The sequence below is a fragment of the Mesorhizobium calcicola genome (assembly GCF_042682105.1).
GTDB lineage: Bacteria > Pseudomonadota > Alphaproteobacteria > Rhizobiales > Rhizobiaceae > Mesorhizobium > Mesorhizobium calcicola.
Map to the genome: position 1 here is coordinate 32,360 of NZ_JBHUGY010000042.1, position 17,063 is coordinate 49,422.

Here is a 17,063-nt window from a genome sequence, read left to right on the forward strand (position 1 = left end):
GTGGTTCTTCCCCGGTGATCGCCTACTGCGCGAAAGTGACCGATACGGTCCTTACGCCGTTTCTAGGCACGTCGAGCCGGCTGGCAAAGCCGAATCTTTCACCCGACAGCAACGAACGACCGGATGTCCCCAACCTATAGCGGGCCGTGCGCCCGTCATTGCCGGTCACCCGGATTTCGAGCGGCGGCAGCGGTGCTGGTTTCGCTCCGTCATTGGTGGCCTCGCCATCGACGAACAGCACGGGGTTCGGCCCGGAGGCGTCGACGCGTGACGTGACGCCTGAAATGCTCAGTGCCGACGCCTGCGCACCGGGCAGGAACGGCGCCTGGCGCAGCAGCGCATGCCCGCCGGAGACCCAGAAGGCGGCCAAAGCGGCGCCAATCCCGGCGATCCAGAAAATCGGCCCGCCGCGCGAGGCCGGCGGCCGCTCCGCCGGGGCGTCGGGCTTGCGCAGCATGTCCATGCCCTCGATGGACGGCGTGACGATTGCACGCGGCGGCGGCGAAGCGCTTTCCACGGCAGGCACAAGACGCGGCATCACCACGTAGTCGGCGTCGACGATGTCGACCGCTGGACCACGTATGAACCGGTCCGTTGCGGCAATTGCCGCTGGATCGGTCATGATTTCGCCGGAAACCGGGCGCGCGGTTCTATCTTCAGCCATCATGGCCCCAGCATTGCGGCACGTGTTCGCTTTTCGTTTCTTTTGCGTAAACATAAATGGTTAACGCTTCCCCACCGGAGCCCTCGTGACGAGCCGAAAAAGCCCAGGAATTAACCGCCGGTTAACCATGCCGGCCGATGGTCTTTTCCCAGAACAGGCTGGCTCGCTGCCGCCACGAATTTCAGGTCGTCGAAATTGATTCGCTTCGAAAATGTCGGCCTCCGCTATGGCATGGGTCCGGAAATCCTCCGCGACATTTCCTTGCACATCCCGGAGCGCTCATTCCAGTTCCTGAGCGGGCCTTCAGGCGCCGGCAAGACGACCTTGCTGCGCCTGCTGTTCATGTCGCTGAAGCCGACGCGCGGGCTGATCACCATCTTCGGCAAGGACCGCTCGCGCATCTCGCGCACCGAACTGCCGCATCTCAGGCGACGCATCGGCGTGGTGTTCCAGGACTTTCGCTTGCTCGACCACATGACCACCTACGAGAACGTGGCCTTGCCGTTGCGCGTGCGCGGGCGCGAGGAGGCGAGCTACCGCACCGATGTCACCGAGCTGTTGAAGTGGGTTGGGCTGGGCGAGCGCATGCATGTGCTGCCGCCGGTTCTGTCCGGCGGCGAGAAGCAGCGTGCCGCGATCGCGCGTGCGCTGATCGAGCAGCCGGAGATCCTGCTGGCCGACGAGCCGACCGGCAATGTCGATCCGCCGCTGGCGCGACGCCTGCTGCGGCTGTTCATCGAGCTCAATCGACTGGGCACCGCCGTGGTGATCGCGACCCACGACCTTGGCCTGATGGAACAGGTCGACGCGCGCCGCATGATCCTGGCCGGCGGAAGGCTGGACATCTATGACTGAGCTGTCCGCCGAACATCTCGAAGTGCGGGGGCAGGACGCCGAGGCGGCCGAGGCAAGACCGCGTGTTCAGCGCAGGATGGCGCCGATCGTGCCGGCGCAGAACATCGCCGGCCGGGCGCTGGTGCTGGTCATCGCCATCATGACCTTCCTGTCCTGCCTGACCTTTGGCGCGGTGACGCTGGTGCGCGACACCGCCTCGGTCTGGGAGAACCAGATCTCGCGCGAGGCGACGATCCAGATCAAGCCGGTCGACGACCTCGACATGGAGGCCGCCCTGGCCCAGGCCTCGCAGATGGCCGGCGAATTTCCCGGTGTGAAGGCAACCCGGATCATCGATCGCGAGGCGACCGCGAGGCTCTTGGAGCCGTGGCTGGGCTCTGGCCTCAACATCGACGAGCTGCCGGTGCCGCGCCTGATCATCGTCACCATCGATGAAAACAGCCCGCCCGATTTCGCCGCCATGCGCGCCGCGATCACCCCGAAATTGCCGAGCGCGTCGCTAGACGATCACCGCACCTGGGTCGACCGGCTGGTGGCCATGGCCCGCACGACGGTGACCATCGGCATCGCCGTGCTGGCGTTGATGCTGTCGGCGACGGTGCTGACCGTGGTGTTCGCGACACGCGGCGCCATGGCCGGCAATGGCCACATCATCGAGGTGCTGCATTTCGTCGGCGCCGAGGCGCGCTTCATCGCGCGCGAGTTCCGCCGGCATTTCCTGGTCACCGGCATGAAGGGTGCCGCTGCCGGCGGAGCCGCGGCAGTGCTCGTGTTCATCGTCTTTTCCTGGTGGTCGTCGCGCAACATGGCGACACCGCAGGCAGACCAGGCGACCGCCCTGTTCGGCAATTTCGCCATCGGTTCGGCTGGCTATCTCGGCGTCGTTCTCATGGTGCTGGTGATCGGCGGACTGACAGCCGCGACGTCCCATGCCACCGTCGTCGCCTATCTCAGCGATATCGATGTCCGCCAGCCGGATGCCGGCTAATCCACGTCGTTCAAAAGCAGGACGAGGTCGGAACAATCAGATCGATAAAAGCAGGGTGATCACGGATGGAGAATTGGCGTAACGCAAAGTGCGTCTTTCAACTACCCAAGGCCGCATTTCAGGGTTAACCATATGGCGATGGACGCGCAGGAGTCGACCGGGACGGCTGGGCAGATGCCAGTGGTGGCTGCCCGTTCGCGCGACCATGGCAAGTTCGGCCGCCTAAAAACTGCTCTGCGCCTGTCCGCGCTTTCCCTGCTCATACTCGCAACATTGTTTGCCGGCGGCTTTGGCTGGTTCGCCAACAAGGTCAGCCATCTGACGACGCCCGCCAATCCGGCCAAGGCCGACGCGATCATCGTTTTGACCGGCGGCCAGTCCCGCCTTGACGCCGCGATGGATCTGCTGGCGTCCGGCAAGGGCGAGCGGCTGTTGATCAGCGGCGTGCATCCCTCTGCCAGCCGCCGCCAGCTGCAGGCGGCGATCGGCGGCGACAAGCGATTGTTCTCCTGTTGCGTCGATATCGACCGCGCCGCGCTGGACACGATCGGCAATGCCAAGGAAAGCGCCAAATGGGTCGAGAGCCACGCCTATGGCACGGTGATCCTCGTCACCAACAACTATCACATGCCGCGCAGCCTGCTCGAGATGGGCCGACTGCTGCATGGCGCCAAGCTTGAGCCATATCCGGTGGTCAACTCCAACCTCGACAATGGCAGCTGGCTGACCAAGCCGCGGGCGCTGCGCGTGCTGTTCACCGAATACAACAAATATCTGCTCGCGCTGGCGCGCGGCATCATGCCGATGAAGCCGACGCCCGACGGCATCGCGCTGGCCGAAACCGCGGCCGGCGGCTGAACCATCATTCCTTGGCGGAAATCCCCTTGAGGCGTGCGACCTCCTGTTCAAGGCGCTCGATACGTTTGTCCCGTTCGCCGAGCGCCGCCGCCACGTCGGCCGCCTCGAACCGCTGCGGGATATGCTGCGGGCAATTGGCGTCCCAGGCCGAAACCGTGAACAGGATGACCTGCTCGGGACGCGCCTTGTAGTCCTGCGGCATCAGTCTCGCCATCAGTTCGGCGTCGCCTTCCACGACCCGCGCGGAGCCCCAGAGCTTGATGCGCTGCCGGTGGGCATAGTCGATCAGGAACAGGAAGGCCCGCGGGTTGTCGGCCAGATTGCCCTGCGTGATGAACTGCCTGTTGCCGGAGAAATCCGCAAAGCCGATCGTGTGTTCATCCAGCACCTTGAGAAAGCCTGCAGGGCCACCGCGATGCTGGATGTAGGGCTGGCCATCGCCATTGGCCGTCGACAGGAAGACGCTGGTCTGCACCTCGATGAAGGCGGCAAGATCGGGCGTGATGGCGGCTTGCCAGCCGCCACGCTCCTCGACGCGGGCATAGGACTGGCGTGAACCCTTGCGGGCCTGGATCGCCTTGACCGTCGGCGTGAAGGCGACGTCGCTGGTGAAAGCATGGGCGTTCATGAAATCCTCCTTGCCCGCAACGATCCTAGAGCCCGAGTTCCGACAATGACGGGTGGTCGTCCGGGCGCCGGCCGAGCGGCCAGTGATATTTGCGATCCGCCGCGCCGATCGGCAGGTCGTTGATGCTGGCGATGCGCAGGCGCATCAGCCCGTGTTCGTCGAATTCCCAGTTCTCGTTGCCATAGCTGCGGAACCATGAGCCACTGTCGTCGTGCCATTCATAGGCGAAGCGCACGGCTATGCGGTTGCCGTGGAAGGCCCAGACCTCCTTGATCAGCCGGTAGTCGAGTTCGCGGCTCCATTTGCGCGTCAGGAAACCCTGGATGGCATCGCGGCCTTGCAGGAATTCGGCGCGGTTGCGCCAGCGGCTATCAATTGTGTAGGCAAGCGCGACCCGGGCCGGATCGCGTGAATTCCAGGCATCCTCCGCCATGCGCGCCTTCTGCGCGGCGGTCTCGGCTGTGAACGGCGGCAGCGGCGGCCGGCTTTCAGACATGGTGGCTCCTTGCTTGTCGAGGCCATGCCGCAGGCAGGCCAAGGACCCGATATAAAGCCTTCCATCCTTCAAATGCAGATGGCATATTCGCAATCCGTCCTTCCATTTTTCGGAAGAAGCTATGGATCGTCTCGAGGCCATGTCGCTCTTTGTCGCCGCGGTGGAGGCCGGCAGCCTTTCCGCTGCGGCTCGCCGTTTCGGCATTCCGCTGGCGACGGTCAGCCGCAAGGTTTCCGATCTGGAACGGCATCTGAACACACGCCTGTTGAACCGCTCGACGCGCCGGCTGACGCCGACCGATGCCGGCCAGGCCTATCTTGCCGCCTGCCGTCGCATCCTCGATGAGGTCGGCGAGGCCGAACGCACGGCGGCCGGCGAATACAGCGCGCCGACCGGCGAACTGGCCATCACCGCCCCGGTCGTCTTTGGCCGCCTGCACGTTCTGCCGGTCGTCACCGGCTTTCTCGCGGCCTATCCCGACGTGGACATCCGCCTGACGCTGGCAGATCGCATAACCCAGCTGGTCGAAGACCATTTCGACCTCGCCATTCGCATCGGCCGGTTGCCCGATTCGAGCCTGGTCGCCATTGGCGTCGGCTCGATCCGCCGCGTCGTCTGCGCGAGCCCGGCCTATCTGGCCGAACACGGCACGCCGACGACCCCAGAGGATCTGGAAACACACAGTTGCATCACCTTTGAGGGACTTGCTTCCGCCGCCGCGTGGAGCTTCACCAGAGGCAGGACTGAAGTTCCGGTTCAGGTCCGCTCGCGGCTTCAGGTCAACACCGCCGAGGCGGCCATCGATGCGGCGATTGCCGGCGTCGGGCTGACAAAAGTGCTTTCCTACCAGATCGAGGCCGCGCAGCGGTCAGGTACGCTGCGCGTCCTGCTGCAGGAGTTCGAGCCCGAGCCATGGCCGGTAAGCCTGGTGCATGCCGGCCACGGCCTGCTGCCGGTCAAGCTGCGCGCGTTTCTCGATTTCGCCGCCCCGCGTCTGAAGGAGCGGCTGGCCCGATTGACGTAGCTGAACTGGCCCCCACCGATCGACAGACCATACGTCTTCGCCGATCAGAGTGCCTTGCGGCCATTTCCTTTTTCCCCGCGCTTGGTGTAACCAACGCACACCTCCTCACCGGGCCTCCCGCATGCTCTATATCCGATCGCTGGCGTTCAATTTCGTCTTCTACGTCAATCTGATCATCCAGATGATCCTCTGGACCCCCTACTATTTCCTGTCGCCCCGGCACCGCGCCTGGTTCGTGCCGAAATTCTGGTCGCGCAGCTGCATGTGGCTCTATGAGAAGATTGCCGGGACCAGGAACGACATCACCGGCCAGGAGAACCTGCCCGAAGGTTCCTTCATCCTGGCGCCCAAGCACCAGTCTTTCTGGGACGCCATCGCCTTCTTCCCCTACCTCCAGGACCCGCTCTACATCCTCAAGCGGGAGCTGACCTGGATCCCGTTCTTCGGCTGGTACATCATGAAGATGCGCATGATCCCGGTCGACCGCGGCAGCCGCTCGAAGGCGTTGAAGGCGGTGGTCGCCGCGACCAGGCAGGAAATGGCGCGCAACCCACGCCAGCTGATCATCTATCCCGAGGGTACGCGCCGCGCGCCGGGCGACGAGCCGGCCTACAAATACGGCATCGTCGAGATCTATTCGCAGCTTGGCGTTCCGGTGGTGCCGGTCGCCCATGTCGCCGGTCTCTACTGGCCGCGCCGCAAATTCCTGCGCTACCCCGGCACGATCAAGGCGCGGTTCCTGCCGCCGATCCCGCCGGGCTTGGGCAAGGACGAATTCATGGCCCGACTGATCGGGGATACCGAGGCTGCCTGTGACCAGCTTCTCATTGAGGCATCGCGCGCGCCCAACCCCCCGGCCTTGCCGCCAACGGCAATCAAGCGGTTGCGGGAACTGGGCGCGAAAGCCTGAAAGGCTCCCGAGTCGACATTCAGCCGAACACGGCCACTGCCGTGGTCAACACCAGTGTCGCGGCAAAGACCAGATTGATGATCCGCGAGGCCGCAGGCAGGCGCAGGAAGCGCGCGAACGCCGCCCCCGCGACCAGCCACAGAGCATGGATGGCGACGATCATCAGCGCGAGAACGGTCAGCTTGAGCCATATGCCGATGTCGCCGGCGCCTTGGTTCGATGAAACGCCGGCGAACACCGCGGCGATCGCCACATAGGCCTTTGGGTTGGCGACAGCCAGCAGAAACCCGGCCAGCCATGTTGGGCGCGAAGCCTCGGCTGCGCGTGCCGCCAATGGCGGTGCCGTGGCGATCTTGAACGCGAGATAGAGGATGTAGGCGGCGGAGGCGGCGGCCAGCAACGGCGCCAGCTTCGGCATCGAAGTGAGCGCCGCCGTGATCCCGGTGGCCACCACCAGCAGCACGGCGATCGTGCCCAGAACGATCCCCCAGGCGTACCGCAATGAACCACGCAGGCCGAAGGCAGCTCCGACGGCGGTGACGCTTATCGTTGCCGGCCCGGGGCTGCCCATGACGACGGTGGCGGCAAGCACCAGCGCGAGCATCTGGCGCCACAGGTCCGGCTGCGAAAGAAGCGGCTCAGTCATCTCATCCTCTGCCTTGTCCCGTGCGAAAAACGGTAGGGCGAGGCAAGGGGGCGGTCTTGGACGTTCGTGCGTAGAGCGGCCGCCGGAGGTTTCAGCCGCTCGCTTTGTCGAGCTCGGCCATGTCGTCGGCGGTCAGTTTCAGCGACACCGCCTTGATCAGGCTGTCCATCTGGCTCGGCTTGGTGGCGCTGGCGATCGGTGCGGTGACGCCTGGCCGCGCGATCGCCCAGGCAAGCGCCACTTCCGCCTGCTTGGCCGAATGCCTGGCCGACACCGCGTCGAGTGCCGCAAGGATGCGCATGCCGCGCGCATTGAGGTAGTCTTTCACCCCGCCGCCACGCGGGCTTTGACCAAGATCGGCCTCACTGCGGTACTTGCCGCTAAGGAAGCCCTTGGCCAGGCTGAAATAGGTGATGACGCCGATATCCTCGGCCACGCACAGATCGCGCAACGGCCCGTCGAAGGACGAGCGATCGTAGAGATTGTATTCCGGCTGCAGCACCTCGTAGCGCGGCAGGCTGCGCAGGCTCGCCACATCGAGGGCCGCGCGCAACTGGCCGGCGTCGAGGTTCGAGCAGCCGGCATAGCGGATCTTGCCCTTGGCGAGCAGCTTCTCGTAAGCGCCAAGGGTTTCCTCATAGGGCGTGGTCGGATCCGGCCAGTGCGACAGATAGAGGTCGATGACATCGGTTTGCAGCCGCCGCAACGACGCGTCGACAGCCTTTTCGATATGCGCGGCCGACAGGTCCTTGTGGCCTTGCCCCATATCCGAACCGACCTTGGTGACCACCACGACATGATCGCGATTGCCACGGTCCTTCATCCATTTGCCGATGATGGTTTCCGATTCGCCGCCCTTGTGGCCGGGCACCCAGCGCGAATAAACGTCCGCTGTATCGACAGCGTTGAGGCCGGCCCCGACGAAGCGGTCGAGCAGATCGAACGAAGTTTTTTCGTCGGCGGTCCAGCCGAAGACATTGCCGCCCAGAACCAGCGGCGCGATGGAAAGGTCGGTACGACCGAGACGGCGTTTCTGCAAGGCGTATCTCCGGGATCATTGGGACGGGCGAATACCACCCGCTGGCTGAGCTGCGAAGCCTAACCTAGAGCACGTCCGGTTTAATCTGGGTCATAACCTGCGGCCTTGAAGTAGTTCTGGCATTCGGCTGGGGTGAAGAGGTCGACGAGCGATCCGACGGCGGTCCACAGGGCTGTGATTGTCCTCTCGGCTTTGGCCCGCATAAGAGCCTTGAGTTTTGAGAAGGCGTTTTCGATCGGATTGAAGTCGGGGCTGTAGGGCGGCAGGAACATGAGCCTCGCGCCGGTCGTCTCGATTGCATCGCGAACGCCGGCGGCCTTGTGGGCGGGAAGGTTGTCCATCACGACGATGTCGCCCTCCGACAGGGTCGGGACCAGCACCTGCTCGACATAGGCCAGGAATACGTTGCCGTTCATGGCGCCGTCATAGACGAACGGGGCGGTCATGCCCGTCAGCCGCAGTGCGCCGGTGAAGGTGGTGGTTTTCCAATGGCCGTGCGGCACGCCCGCCCGGCAACGCTCACCGCATGGCGCACGGCCCCGCAGCCGGGCCATCTTGGTCGATAGTCCAGTTTCATCGATGAACACCAGCTTTGCCGGATCGAGGTCGAGTTGGCCGTCGAACCACGCACGACGGCGCTTCAGGATGTCGGGACGATCCTGCTCCAGTGCATGTGCGGACTTTTTTTGAACGTCCAGCCGTGCCGGCCAAGCCAGGCGCTTAAGGCGCTGCGACTGATCCGAGCCGATCGCTCGACCGCCAGCCGCTCTACCATCTCGTTCAGCGTGATGTCCTTGCGCTCATCGATCAACCCCACGATGAAGGCTTTATGCGCATCGAGGCTGGACGCGCGTCGACGGCCTTGCGGCCGCGGCGTCCGCTCGCCGATCTTCGCCCGTGCGATCCACCGGATTGCACTCGATATGCCGACGCCGAACCGCGCCGCCGCCTGCCGGGCAGACATGCCCGCGTCCGAAGCCTTCAAGACCCGCGATCGAAGATCGTCGCTCAGTGCTCTTCCCATCATCCACCTCATCAAAGTGGATGTTGAATCACCCGCGAAGCCCGACGTCACATCACAATCGATTCATTGATCGCGGGACGTGCTCTAGGTCTCGCCCTGTCGAGGTCAAAGGCCTCGCCGCCCTTTTCCGCAGAGCCAGCGCTTCACAAAGGCGCGATCCGCCTGGCGACATCCTCCAGCCAATGATCGCTTATCCCCAGCGCCTCGAGGTGCTGCAGCGTGCTGACCACATAGTCCTCATTGTTGCCGGACTGGCCGACCGCGCCGCGCACCACGGCCGCCGCATCCGCGGCGGCGAGCGCGCCGGCATATTGCTCATGCTGGCGGTCGACGATGTAGGCCACCGCTTCGACCGTGCCGCCGCCGTCGAGGCGTACCTTGAGCGTGCGTTCGAGATAGACGTTGGTGACCAGCTCACGCTCACGCAGATAGGCAATGACCTCGTCGCGCAATTCGCCGGGGACGCGGAACGCCAGACCGACGCAGGAGCCGCCACGATCGAGGCCGAGCACCAGCCCCGGTCGTTCACGCGTGCCGCGATGCACGAAGGAATAGACGCACAGCGAGCGCCGGTAGCCGTGCAGGTGGGCACGTTGCGTTTCGACATGCGCGAAACCCGGCCGCCAGATCAGCGAACCGTAGCCAAACACCCAAAAATCGCCCATATCGCCGTGCCTGATCGCAAAAGAGTGGCAACACCGCACCGGAATCGGTGTTTTTCCGTCCGCCTCTGTCTACCTATTGTTGTCGGAATCGCCAGTCCGCCTACAACTCCCACGCGTTAACGAGAGCCAAAGCATGACGTCAAGTGACGAACGCCAACCGAAACGCCGACGCGGCCTGTTGTGGCTTGTGGCGTTCGTCGTCGTGCTGTTCGCCGTCTATAGCGGCGGCTGGTTCTATCTGGCTGACCGGGTCAAGAGCGAAGCGGACAAGGCGGTTGCCACGCTCAACAAGAATGGCGTCGAGGCCGGCTGCGCCAATCTCCAGGTCAGCGGCTATCCCCTGAGCTTTGCTGTCTCCTGCGACAACCTCGCCTACCAGGACGACGCCAAGAACATCGCCGCCTCGGCCGGCAGCTTCAATGCCGTCGCCCAGGTCACCCAGCCCCTGTCGCCGGTTGCCGATCTGCGCGGTCCGCTCAGGACCTCCGTTCCGGGCATGGTGCCGCTGTGGATCGACTGGGACAAACTGCAGGCCGACGTCAACCTGTCATGGCCGCTGCCACGACGTATTTCACTGCGGGCAGAGGGCCTGTCCGGCCAGACCGATCCGGCTGACGACACCGATCCGGTCGAACTGTTCAGCGCCGGCAAGGCGGATGGCCAATTGCAGCCGAACGATGGGGATATCGACTATCTCGGCAACTTCAGCGATCTCGAGATCGATGCCGACGCGATCGGCGGGCGCATGCTGCCGGCGCTCGATGCCAGCGGCGACGTGACGCTGAAGAACGGCGTCGCACTGATCGGCACGCAGGTGAAGAGCCTGCGCGGCCAGGCGATCGAGATCCACAACCTCGACCTGTCGTCGGGGACGGCGCGCATCACCGTTTCCGGGCCGCTGTCGGTCGATGCCGAAGGCCTGATCGACGCCGACCTGATGATCAGGCTGAAGGACCCGAAAGCCGTGGCGGCCATCCTCGGCGCCGCCATCCCCGAGCAAAAGAGCAAGATCGAACAGGGCTTTGCCGGCTTGGCGCTGCTCGGCAACGAACCGTCGATGCCGCTGAAGGTGGTCAAGGGCAAGGCCTCGCTCGGCTTCATCCCGCTGGGCAAGATCAAGCCGGTTGAATAGTGCATGTCGCCCAAAAGTGCGCAGTGGTTTGGGACGACGGACCGCGCCGAGACGCTGCCGATGAGGGCGAGCCAGCCTAGCCTGGATCGCGGCAGCTAGCTCTTCGCCGGATGCTCGACCGCCTGACGGCCGAAATCGGGTACGTCGATGTCCTGGCCGGCTTCGATGATCGAGCGGCGCACCGCGCGGGTGCGGGTGAACAGGTCGAAGAGCTTTTCGCCGTCGCCCCAGCGGATCGCCCGCTGCAGCGACGCCAGATCTTCCGAGAACCGCGCCAGCATTTCGAGGATGGCGTCCTTGTTGTGCAGGCAGACGTCACGCCACATGGTCGGATCCGAGGCGGCGAGACGCGTGAAATCGCGAAAACCCGAGGCCGAATATTTGATCACTTCGGACTTGGTCACCGACTGCAGGTCGTCGGCGGTGCCGACGATATTGTAGGCGATGATGTGCGGCAGGTGCGAGACGATGGCCAGCGTCATGTCGTGATGCTGCGGGTCCATTGTGTCGATGTTGGCGCCGCAGCGGCGCCAGAATTCCGAAAGCCTCTCCAGCGCCTCGGGGTCCGTCTCCGGCAGCGGGGTGAATATGCACCAGCGATTGTCGAACAGATCGGCAAAACCGGCATCGGGACCCGATTTTTCCGTACCCGCCAGTGGGTGGCCGGGAATGAAATGGACACCGGCCGGCACATAGGGCTGCATCTGCGCGATGACAGATGCCTTGGTCGAGCCGACATCGGTGAGGATCGCACCCTGCTTCAGCGCCGGCGCGATTTCCTCGGCCACCGCGCCGGACGAGCCGACCGGCACCGAGACGATGACCAGATCGGCATCGCGGACCGCTTCCTTCGCATCTGTGGTGTAGGAGGAGCCGAGCCCAAGCTCTTCCGCCCGTGCCAGCGTCGCCGCACTGCGGGTCGAGATGGCGACGTGACGGGCGAGGCCCTCGCGGCGGATGACGCGGGCCAGCGACGAGCCGATCAGGCCGATGCCGACCAGCGCGATCTTTTCGAACATCGGTGATGTCATGGTGTTCTAGCTTTTCAGGAATGTCGTGAGAGCGGCGACAACGCCGCGATTGGCCTCTTCGGTGCCGACGGTCATGCGCAGCGCGTTGGGAAAGCCGTAGCCGGAAACGCGCCGCAGGATATAGCCGCGCGCGGTCAGATAATCGTCCGCCGCAGCAGCCGAATGTTTCTGGTCGTCGGGAAAATGGATCAGGATGAAATTGCCGACGCTGGGCGTCACCCGCAGCCCAAGCTTGCTCAATTCCTCGCTCAGCCATGTGAGCCAGGTCTCGTTATGCATCACGCTGCGTTGGACGTGATCGCGGTCGCGGATCGCCGCGATGCCGGCCTCGATCGCCGTGGCATTGACGTTGAAAGGACCACGCACGCGGTTGATGGCATCGACGATATGCATCGGCGCGTACATCCAGCCGATCCGCGCCCCGCCCAGGCCGATCTTGGAGAAGGTGCGGGTCATCACCACGTTCTCGGCACCGCCAACCAGTTCGATGCCGGCTTCATAATCGTTGCGGCGGACATATTCGGCGTAAGCCGCGTCGAGCACCAGAAGCACATTTTTGGGCAGGCCGGCATGCAGGCGGCGCACCTCCTGGAACGGTACATAGGTGCCGGTCGGGTTGTTAGGATTGGCAAGGAACACGATCTTGGTGCGCGGCGTGACGGCGGCCAGCATCGCATCGACGTCGGCACGCTCGTCGGTCTCCTTGACCGCGACCGGGGTGGCTCCGGCGGACTGGATGTAGATCTTGTAGACCATGAAGGCGTGTTCGGTGAAAATCGCCTCGTCGCCGGGCGCGAGATAGGTCTGCGCCAAAAGGCCGAGAATTTCGTCGGAGCCGTTGGAGCAGATGATGTTCTGTGCGTTGAGGCCATGCACCTCGGCGATCGCTTCGCGCAGCCGCCTAGCGGTGCCGTCGGGATAGACGTCGAGCTTTCCGGCAATCTCCCGCGCGGCCTCGATCGCCTTCGGCGACGGACCGAGCGGATTCTCGTTCGACGACAGCTTGTAGACCTTGGCGACGCCGGCGGGCGCCGTGCTCTTGCCCGGCACATAGGCGTCGATGTCCATGATGCCCGCGCGCGGGGTTGGACGTGCCTTGTCCGGTGTCTGGCTCATGTCGCAAAATCCGTCGAGAACGCTTCCGCCTGGAAGCCGCAGCGGAAATACAAGCCACGGCGCGCAATGTCGAGAGGTGGCAGCCTCTGGACTGCGGCTGGCCGTTGACGCCAGCGTGCCACAGCCCTAGAAGAGGTGCGAACTTCCGTGGTGATTTGGCCGGTCGGCTTGCAGCCACGTTAAACAACTTGCTAAAGGGCCGTTTGCATCCTGTAACCGGCTTTGCGACTGCAATGCCGGTTTTTTGTTGTCCGCGCCGGCCGGACACCGCATCGGCATCGATTTTCGACAGGCACGGTGCGCGGATTCAAAGTGTGAGATGGATGCAATGGCCGCTCTGCGCGCTGGACGAACCAACAACGAGGCTGACAAGCCGTCGAGCCCGGTGTTGCGTTTTGGGCCCGACAAGCCGCTCAAGCTTGATGCCGGCACGCTGCTGTCGCCATTCCAGATCGCTTATCAGACCTATGGCACGTTGAACGACGCCCGCTCCAACGCCATCCTCGTCTGCCATGCGCTGACCGGCGACCAGCACGTCGCCAACACCAATCCGGTGACCGGCAAACCGGGCTGGTGGGAAGTGCTGATCGGCCCCGGCAAGATCATCGACACCAACCGTTTCTTCGTCATCTGCTCCAACGTGATCGGCGGCTGCCTGGGCTCCACCGGCCCGGCCTCGACCAATCCCGCCACCGGCAAGCCCTACGGGCTCGACCTGCCGATCATCACCATCCGCGACATGGTGCGCGCGCAGCAGATGCTGATCGACCATTTCGGCATCGAAAAACTGTTCTGCGTGCTCGGCGGTTCGATGGGCGGCATGCAGGTGCTGGAATGGGCGTCGAGCTATCCGGAGCGCGTCTTCTCGGCGCTGCCGATCGCCACCGGCGCACGCCATTCCTCGCAGAACATCGCCTTCCATGAGGTCGGCCGGCAAGCCGTGATGGCCGATCCGGACTGGCACGGCGGCAAATATTTCGAAAACGGCAAACGCCCGGAAAAGGGGTTGGCGGTAGCGCGCATGGCGGCCCACATCACCTATCTGTCGGAAGCCGCCCTGCACCGGAAATTCGGCCGCAATCTGCAGGATCGCGAGGCGCTGACCTTCGGCTTCGACGCCGACTTCCAGATCGAAAGCTACCTGCGCCACCAGGGCATGACCTTCGTCGACCGCTTCGACGCCAACTCCTATCTCTACATGACGCGGTCGATGGACTATTTCGATCTCGCCGCCGATCATGGCGGGCGGCTGGCGGATGCCTTTGCCGGCACCAAAACCCGCTTCTGCCTGGTGTCCTTCACCTCGGATTGGCTGTTTCCGACCGAAGAGAGCCGCTCGATCGTGCACGCGCTCAACGCGGCCGGCGCATCCGTATCCTTCGTCGAGATCGAGACCGACCGTGGCCACGATGCCTTCCTGCTCGACGAGCCGGAACTGTTTGCCGCCATCAATGGCTTTATCGGCTCCGCGGCACGGGCGAGAGGGCTCAGCGCATGAGCCCGGAAAGTTGCAGACTTGTCCGTCCAGGATCATGCGCAAGGCAGGAGGCGAAGCCATGAGCGTCAACCGCGACCAGCGCGTCGACCTCGAGGTCGTCGCCAACCTCATCCCGCCCCAGTCCCGCGTGCTCGACGTCGGCTCGGGCGACGGCTCGCTGCTCGAGTTGCTGCAGGACACCAAACAAGTCGACGGCCGCGGCCTTGAGCTGTCGCAGCGTGGCGTCAATGAATGCGTGGCACGCGGCCTCTCGGTCATCCAGGGCGATGCCGACAAGGATCTCGAATTCTATCCCGACAAGGGCTTTGACTTCGTCGTCCTGTCGCAGACCTTGCAGGCTACCCGCAACCCGAAGCTGGTGCTCGACGAACTTCTCAGGATCGGCAACCGCGCTATCGTGTCCTTCCCCAATTTCGGCCATTGGCGGGTGCGCATGTCGCTGTTCCTCAACGGCCGCATGCCGGTGACCAAGGACCTGCCCTATTCCTGGTACGACACGCCCAACATCCACTTCTGCACCATCCGCGACTTCGTCAACCTGTGCGACGAGCTCGGTGCGACCGTTGAGAAGGCAACGGCGCTCGACGCCAATGGCCAGAAGATCGGCCTGTCGATGCCCTGGTGGTTCTGGAATTTCTTCGGCCAGCAGGCAGTATTCTTGCTGAGACGATAATCTCGCTGCTGTATCTCTTTAATCGCTGCGCCGTTGTCGACTTCACGTCTGGCCAAGGACATCTGTGGCCCTATGTGGATGCTCAACGCCATCAACGAAGATCACAGCGGATTGCGAGTTGTCGGTCCGCAACCTCAGGATCGCCTGGTAGCCGGCCGGGTTGTACCATCCGCGCACTTGCTGTCTGTCTGGAAACTCGATGATGATCAGGTGGCCCGGCCATTTGTTTTCGATCACCTCGACATCGCCGCCATGGACCAGAAAACGGCCGCCGAAAGGTTCCAGCGAGGCATCGATCTTCTGCAGATATTCGACAATCTGCGGACCCATCTGGACTTGGCGCATATGGGCAACGGCGTAAGCGGTCGTGATTGTACTCCCTCCGGAACCGAAGCCGACCAGCCGGCCTCGCAACGGCAATCTGCCCAAACACCGGCCACGTTGCGATTACGTCTGACGTAATGGCATGCATCCGGATTGTAGACGCGTCGTCGCAAAGGCGATTTGCAAGCATAGCGCGCGGCAATAGTGTTGCAGTTGAAGCGCTAGTTTCTGGAATTCGTCATTTCACCCGCTTTGAGCAGCATCCCGATTGGTGACACGGACGCCTGTTTTCTGTAGCGTCATGGCCAATACAGGGGGATATGGAAGGGGGAGTCCGATCCATTTTGACCGTCCTGAAAGATCGAAAGACCTTGCAGAAGGCGTGTTTTTTGCGCTGGGAATGGCTGACGCTATATGACCGGGAAGGCAAGGGCGCGCTCCGGCTCATCTCGGCAAGGGCCTGCCGCAACATCGCTGGTGTAGGCGTTTCGGTGTCGAACGTATCGCCGGCCAGCAATATGGTGGATGCACCATGGACCCGTGCCTGTTCTGCCAGCCGGCTGATCGCGCTATGGCGCGCTTCACGGAGCCGCCCGCGCAGATCCTCCGGCATGTTGCCGAACCGCTTGCCGATATGAAGATCGGAGCTGTGGATGAAACGAAACATGGAGTCTCCGAGACTATGTCTGTGCCAGGTAGTGCCGGGCGCGATCGATGGCCTCATCCAGCCGGGAGCGTGATATCGCCGCAAGTCGCTCGACGCCGAGCATACGTGCAAGGTCGAGAGCGGGATCCGACTGTTCCAGAATGTCTTGTTCGCGACGACGACAGCGGCTAGCTCGGCCATTGGAATGTCGGCAATGGACCGGCGGGCATAGGCGTCAAACGGCATGCGATAATCAAACAGATCGACCACCGTCCCCTTCTTCCATAGGAAGCTGCCGCTGGATTCTTCAGTTCTATCAAAATCGCGCAGATGCAGGTCGATCCGCTCCCGAATCTTGTTGCCCGTTCTGAGCCAGCCATGCGCCCGTGCGATGCGCTGCGCAAGGACGTCTTCTCGCAGCGGGCCTTCCTGTTCGATCACTGCGTCGACCATGGTCCGCAAAGTGCCTCGGTAGGCGAAGTCGTAAAAATGATCCGGGCTGGTAGCGAATGCTGATAGGTCTGTGAGGCGATAACGGTCGTCCGTCGGTATGGAATCATGCGTCGAATTCGCGGCAGCAGGCAAAATTGCTCCAGATGCTGATGGGTGCTCTACCGTCGCGACGGGAGCGGCGACAAGCTCTGGCTCTGATTTTATCGACAAGCTTGCAGGTTCGCCGATCGATGCAAACTCTTCGGCTGGCAATGGGTCTATGGGGTCGACCTTATGTCCCATGTCCCATTGGATCACCGCTTCACCTTCCTGTTGTTCAGCTTGCTTGCGACGGCTTTCCTCGAGCAGCGCGGCCAGGCTGGCATGAAGCCTCTCGGTGCAACCTTCGAGATC

The 17,063-nt window shown here is 63.3% G+C and carries 18 protein-coding genes, 2 pseudogenes and 1 riboswitch; of the genes and pseudogenes, 8 read left to right on the forward strand and 12 right to left on the reverse strand.

Features of this window, described 5'->3' with window-relative positions; translation table 11 throughout:
* Positions 1-22: 22 nt before the first annotated feature.
* Positions 23-667: a hypothetical protein gene (locus ACFSQT_RS26980; protein ID WP_379023880.1), complete on the reverse strand. Its 645-nt coding sequence runs from the start codon at positions 665-667 to the stop codon at positions 23-25.
* A gap of 192 nt (positions 668-859) precedes the next feature.
* Here ACFSQT_RS26980 and ftsE point away from each other — a divergent pair, with 192 nt between their 5' ends.
* The 3 genes from ftsE (at position 860) to ACFSQT_RS26995 (ending at position 3,365) form a co-directional block, all read left to right on the forward strand.
* Positions 860-1,519, forward strand: coding sequence for a cell division ATP-binding protein FtsE (ftsE, locus tag ACFSQT_RS26985; RefSeq protein WP_010911739.1), 660 nt, complete (start codon positions 860-862; stop codon positions 1,517-1,519).
* A complete protein-coding gene (locus ACFSQT_RS26990) occupies positions 1,512-2,507 on the forward strand; it encodes a cell division protein FtsX (protein ID WP_379023882.1) in 996 nt (331 codons plus the stop codon). The genes ftsE and ACFSQT_RS26990 overlap by 8 nt, the downstream gene beginning before the upstream one ends.
* A 132-nt stretch (positions 2,508-2,639) precedes the next feature.
* Positions 2,640-3,365: a YdcF family protein gene (locus ACFSQT_RS26995; protein ID WP_379023884.1), complete on the forward strand. Its 726-nt coding sequence runs from the start codon at positions 2,640-2,642 to the stop codon at positions 3,363-3,365.
* 4 nt (positions 3,366-3,369) lie between these two features.
* Here the strand turns inward: ACFSQT_RS26995 and ACFSQT_RS27000 are convergent, their stop codons facing one another.
* A complete protein-coding gene (locus ACFSQT_RS27000; protein WP_379023886.1) occupies positions 3,370-3,993 on the reverse strand; it encodes a pyridoxamine 5'-phosphate oxidase family protein in 624 nt (207 codons plus the stop codon).
* A 25-nt stretch (positions 3,994-4,018) separates the two neighbouring features.
* Positions 4,019-4,489 carry a nuclear transport factor 2 family protein gene (locus tag ACFSQT_RS27005; protein ID WP_379023888.1) on the reverse strand — a complete coding sequence of 157 codons (471 nt, stop codon included), beginning with the start codon at positions 4,487-4,489 and terminating at the stop codon, positions 4,019-4,021.
* A gap of 121 nt (positions 4,490-4,610) precedes the next feature.
* On the opposite strand from ACFSQT_RS27005, the gene ACFSQT_RS27010 reads away from it, so the two are divergent.
* Both ACFSQT_RS27010 and ACFSQT_RS27015 read left to right on the forward strand, forming a co-directional pair.
* Positions 4,611-5,513, forward strand: a complete 903-nt coding sequence (locus tag ACFSQT_RS27010) for a LysR family transcriptional regulator (RefSeq protein ID WP_379023890.1) — start codon at positions 4,611-4,613, stop codon at positions 5,511-5,513.
* 121 nt (positions 5,514-5,634) lie between these two features.
* On the forward strand, positions 5,635-6,423 hold the full coding sequence (locus tag ACFSQT_RS27015; RefSeq protein WP_379023892.1) for a lysophospholipid acyltransferase family protein: 789 nt from the start codon (positions 5,635-5,637) through the stop codon (positions 6,421-6,423).
* Between the two features lie 19 nt (positions 6,424-6,442).
* Here ACFSQT_RS27015 and ACFSQT_RS27020 read toward each other — a convergent pair whose 3' ends face one another.
* The 4 genes from ACFSQT_RS27020 to ACFSQT_RS27035 form a co-directional block, all read right to left on the reverse strand.
* Positions 6,443-7,069, reverse strand: coding sequence for a LysE family translocator (locus ACFSQT_RS27020; protein WP_379023894.1), 627 nt, complete (start codon positions 7,067-7,069; stop codon positions 6,443-6,445).
* Positions 7,070-7,160: 91 nt separating this feature from the next.
* The gene (locus ACFSQT_RS27025; protein WP_379023896.1) at positions 7,161-8,108 is read right to left on the reverse strand and encodes an aldo/keto reductase; all 948 of its coding nucleotides are present in this window, start codon (positions 8,106-8,108) and stop codon (positions 7,161-7,163) included.
* A gap of 80 nt (positions 8,109-8,188) precedes the next feature.
* Positions 8,189-9,132 (reverse strand): IS630 family transposase gene (locus ACFSQT_RS27030; protein ID WP_379018015.1). Its coding sequence is split into 2 segments (ribosomal slippage): positions 8,189-8,796 and positions 8,796-9,132, totalling 945 coding nucleotides; the frame shifts between segments, so codons are not numbered across the junction.
* A gap of 143 nt (positions 9,133-9,275) precedes the next feature.
* Positions 9,276-9,797 carry a gamma-glutamylcyclotransferase gene (locus ACFSQT_RS27035; RefSeq protein WP_379023898.1) on the reverse strand — a complete coding sequence of 174 codons (522 nt, stop codon included), beginning with the start codon at positions 9,795-9,797 and terminating at the stop codon, positions 9,276-9,278.
* Positions 9,798-9,930: 133 nt separating this feature from the next.
* Between ACFSQT_RS27035 and ACFSQT_RS27040 the strand changes: the two genes are divergently transcribed.
* The gene (locus ACFSQT_RS27040; protein WP_379023900.1) at positions 9,931-10,929 is read left to right on the forward strand and encodes a DUF2125 domain-containing protein; all 999 of its coding nucleotides are present in this window, start codon (positions 9,931-9,933) and stop codon (positions 10,927-10,929) included.
* Between the two features lie 95 nt (positions 10,930-11,024).
* Here the strand turns inward: ACFSQT_RS27040 and ACFSQT_RS27045 are convergent, their stop codons facing one another.
* Both ACFSQT_RS27045 and hisC read right to left on the reverse strand, forming a co-directional pair.
* On the reverse strand, positions 11,025-11,960 hold the full coding sequence (locus ACFSQT_RS27045) for a prephenate/arogenate dehydrogenase family protein (protein ID WP_379023902.1): 936 nt from the start codon (positions 11,958-11,960) through the stop codon (positions 11,025-11,027).
* 6 nt (positions 11,961-11,966) lie between these two features.
* Positions 11,967-13,076 (reverse strand): histidinol-phosphate transaminase, encoded by a 1,110-nt coding sequence (hisC, locus tag ACFSQT_RS27050; RefSeq protein ID WP_379018474.1) that lies wholly within the window; start codon positions 13,074-13,076, stop codon positions 11,967-11,969.
* Between the two features lie 137 nt (positions 13,077-13,213).
* Positions 13,214-13,291: riboswitch (SAM riboswitch) on the forward strand.
* Between the two features lie 113 nt (positions 13,292-13,404).
* On the opposite strand from hisC, the gene metX reads away from it, so the two are divergent.
* A complete protein-coding gene (metX, locus tag ACFSQT_RS27055; RefSeq protein WP_379018472.1) occupies positions 13,405-14,574 on the forward strand; it encodes a homoserine O-acetyltransferase MetX in 1,170 nt (389 codons plus the stop codon).
* Positions 14,575-14,632: 58 nt separating this feature from the next.
* The gene (gene metW / locus ACFSQT_RS27060; RefSeq protein ID WP_379018470.1) at positions 14,633-15,247 is read left to right on the forward strand and encodes a methionine biosynthesis protein MetW; all 615 of its coding nucleotides are present in this window, start codon (positions 14,633-14,635) and stop codon (positions 15,245-15,247) included.
* A 42-nt stretch (positions 15,248-15,289) separates the two neighbouring features.
* Here metW and ACFSQT_RS27065 read toward each other — a convergent pair whose 3' ends face one another.
* The 3 genes and pseudogenes from ACFSQT_RS27065 to ACFSQT_RS27075 form a co-directional block, all read right to left on the reverse strand.
* The gene (locus tag ACFSQT_RS27065; RefSeq protein ID WP_379018468.1) at positions 15,290-15,577 is read right to left on the reverse strand and encodes a DUF1330 domain-containing protein; all 288 of its coding nucleotides are present in this window, start codon (positions 15,575-15,577) and stop codon (positions 15,290-15,292) included.
* A gap of 421 nt (positions 15,578-15,998) precedes the next feature.
* Positions 15,999-16,238, reverse strand: a pseudogene (locus ACFSQT_RS27070) (metallophosphoesterase family protein); the annotation flags it as partial.
* 384 nt (positions 16,239-16,622) lie between these two features.
* Positions 16,623-16,952, reverse strand: a pseudogene (locus ACFSQT_RS27075) (DUF3320 domain-containing protein); the annotation flags it as partial.
* Positions 16,953-17,063 lie beyond the last annotated feature (111 nt).

Bases quoted from the DNA above. Each gene is read 5' to 3' on its own strand.
- ACFSQT_RS26980 (WP_379023880.1), bottom strand. From the start codon at position 667: ATGATGGCTGAAGATAGAACCGCGCGCCCGGTTTCCGGCGAAATCATG.
- ACFSQT_RS26990 (WP_379023882.1), top strand. From the start codon at position 1,512: ATGACTGAGCTGTCCGCCGAACATCTCGAAGTGCGGGGGCAGGACGCC.
- ACFSQT_RS26995 (WP_379023884.1), top strand. From the start codon at position 2,640: ATGGCGATGGACGCGCAGGAGTCGACCGGGACGGCTGGGCAGATGCCA.
- ACFSQT_RS27000 (WP_379023886.1), bottom strand. From the start codon at position 3,993: ATGAACGCCCATGCTTTCACCAGCGACGTCGCCTTCACGCCGACGGTC.
- ACFSQT_RS27005 (WP_379023888.1), bottom strand. From the start codon at position 4,489: ATGTCTGAAAGCCGGCCGCCGCTGCCGCCGTTCACAGCCGAGACCGCC.
- ACFSQT_RS27010 (WP_379023890.1), top strand. From the start codon at position 4,611: ATGGATCGTCTCGAGGCCATGTCGCTCTTTGTCGCCGCGGTGGAGGCC.
- ACFSQT_RS27015 (WP_379023892.1), top strand. From the start codon at position 5,635: ATGCTCTATATCCGATCGCTGGCGTTCAATTTCGTCTTCTACGTCAAT.
- ACFSQT_RS27020 (WP_379023894.1), bottom strand. From the start codon at position 7,069: ATGACTGAGCCGCTTCTTTCGCAGCCGGACCTGTGGCGCCAGATGCTC.
- ACFSQT_RS27035 (WP_379023898.1), bottom strand. From the start codon at position 9,797: ATGGGCGATTTTTGGGTGTTTGGCTACGGTTCGCTGATCTGGCGGCCG.
- ACFSQT_RS27040 (WP_379023900.1), top strand. From the start codon at position 9,931: ATGACGTCAAGTGACGAACGCCAACCGAAACGCCGACGCGGCCTGTTG.
- ACFSQT_RS27045 (WP_379023902.1), bottom strand. From the start codon at position 11,960: ATGACATCACCGATGTTCGAAAAGATCGCGCTGGTCGGCATCGGCCTG.
- hisC (WP_379018474.1), bottom strand. From the start codon at position 13,076: ATGAGCCAGACACCGGACAAGGCACGTCCAACCCCGCGCGCGGGCATC.
- metX (WP_379018472.1), top strand. From the start codon at position 13,405: ATGGCCGCTCTGCGCGCTGGACGAACCAACAACGAGGCTGACAAGCCG.
- metW (WP_379018470.1), top strand. From the start codon at position 14,633: ATGAGCGTCAACCGCGACCAGCGCGTCGACCTCGAGGTCGTCGCCAAC.
- ACFSQT_RS27065 (WP_379018468.1), bottom strand. From the start codon at position 15,577: ATGGGTCCGCAGATTGTCGAATATCTGCAGAAGATCGATGCCTCGCTG.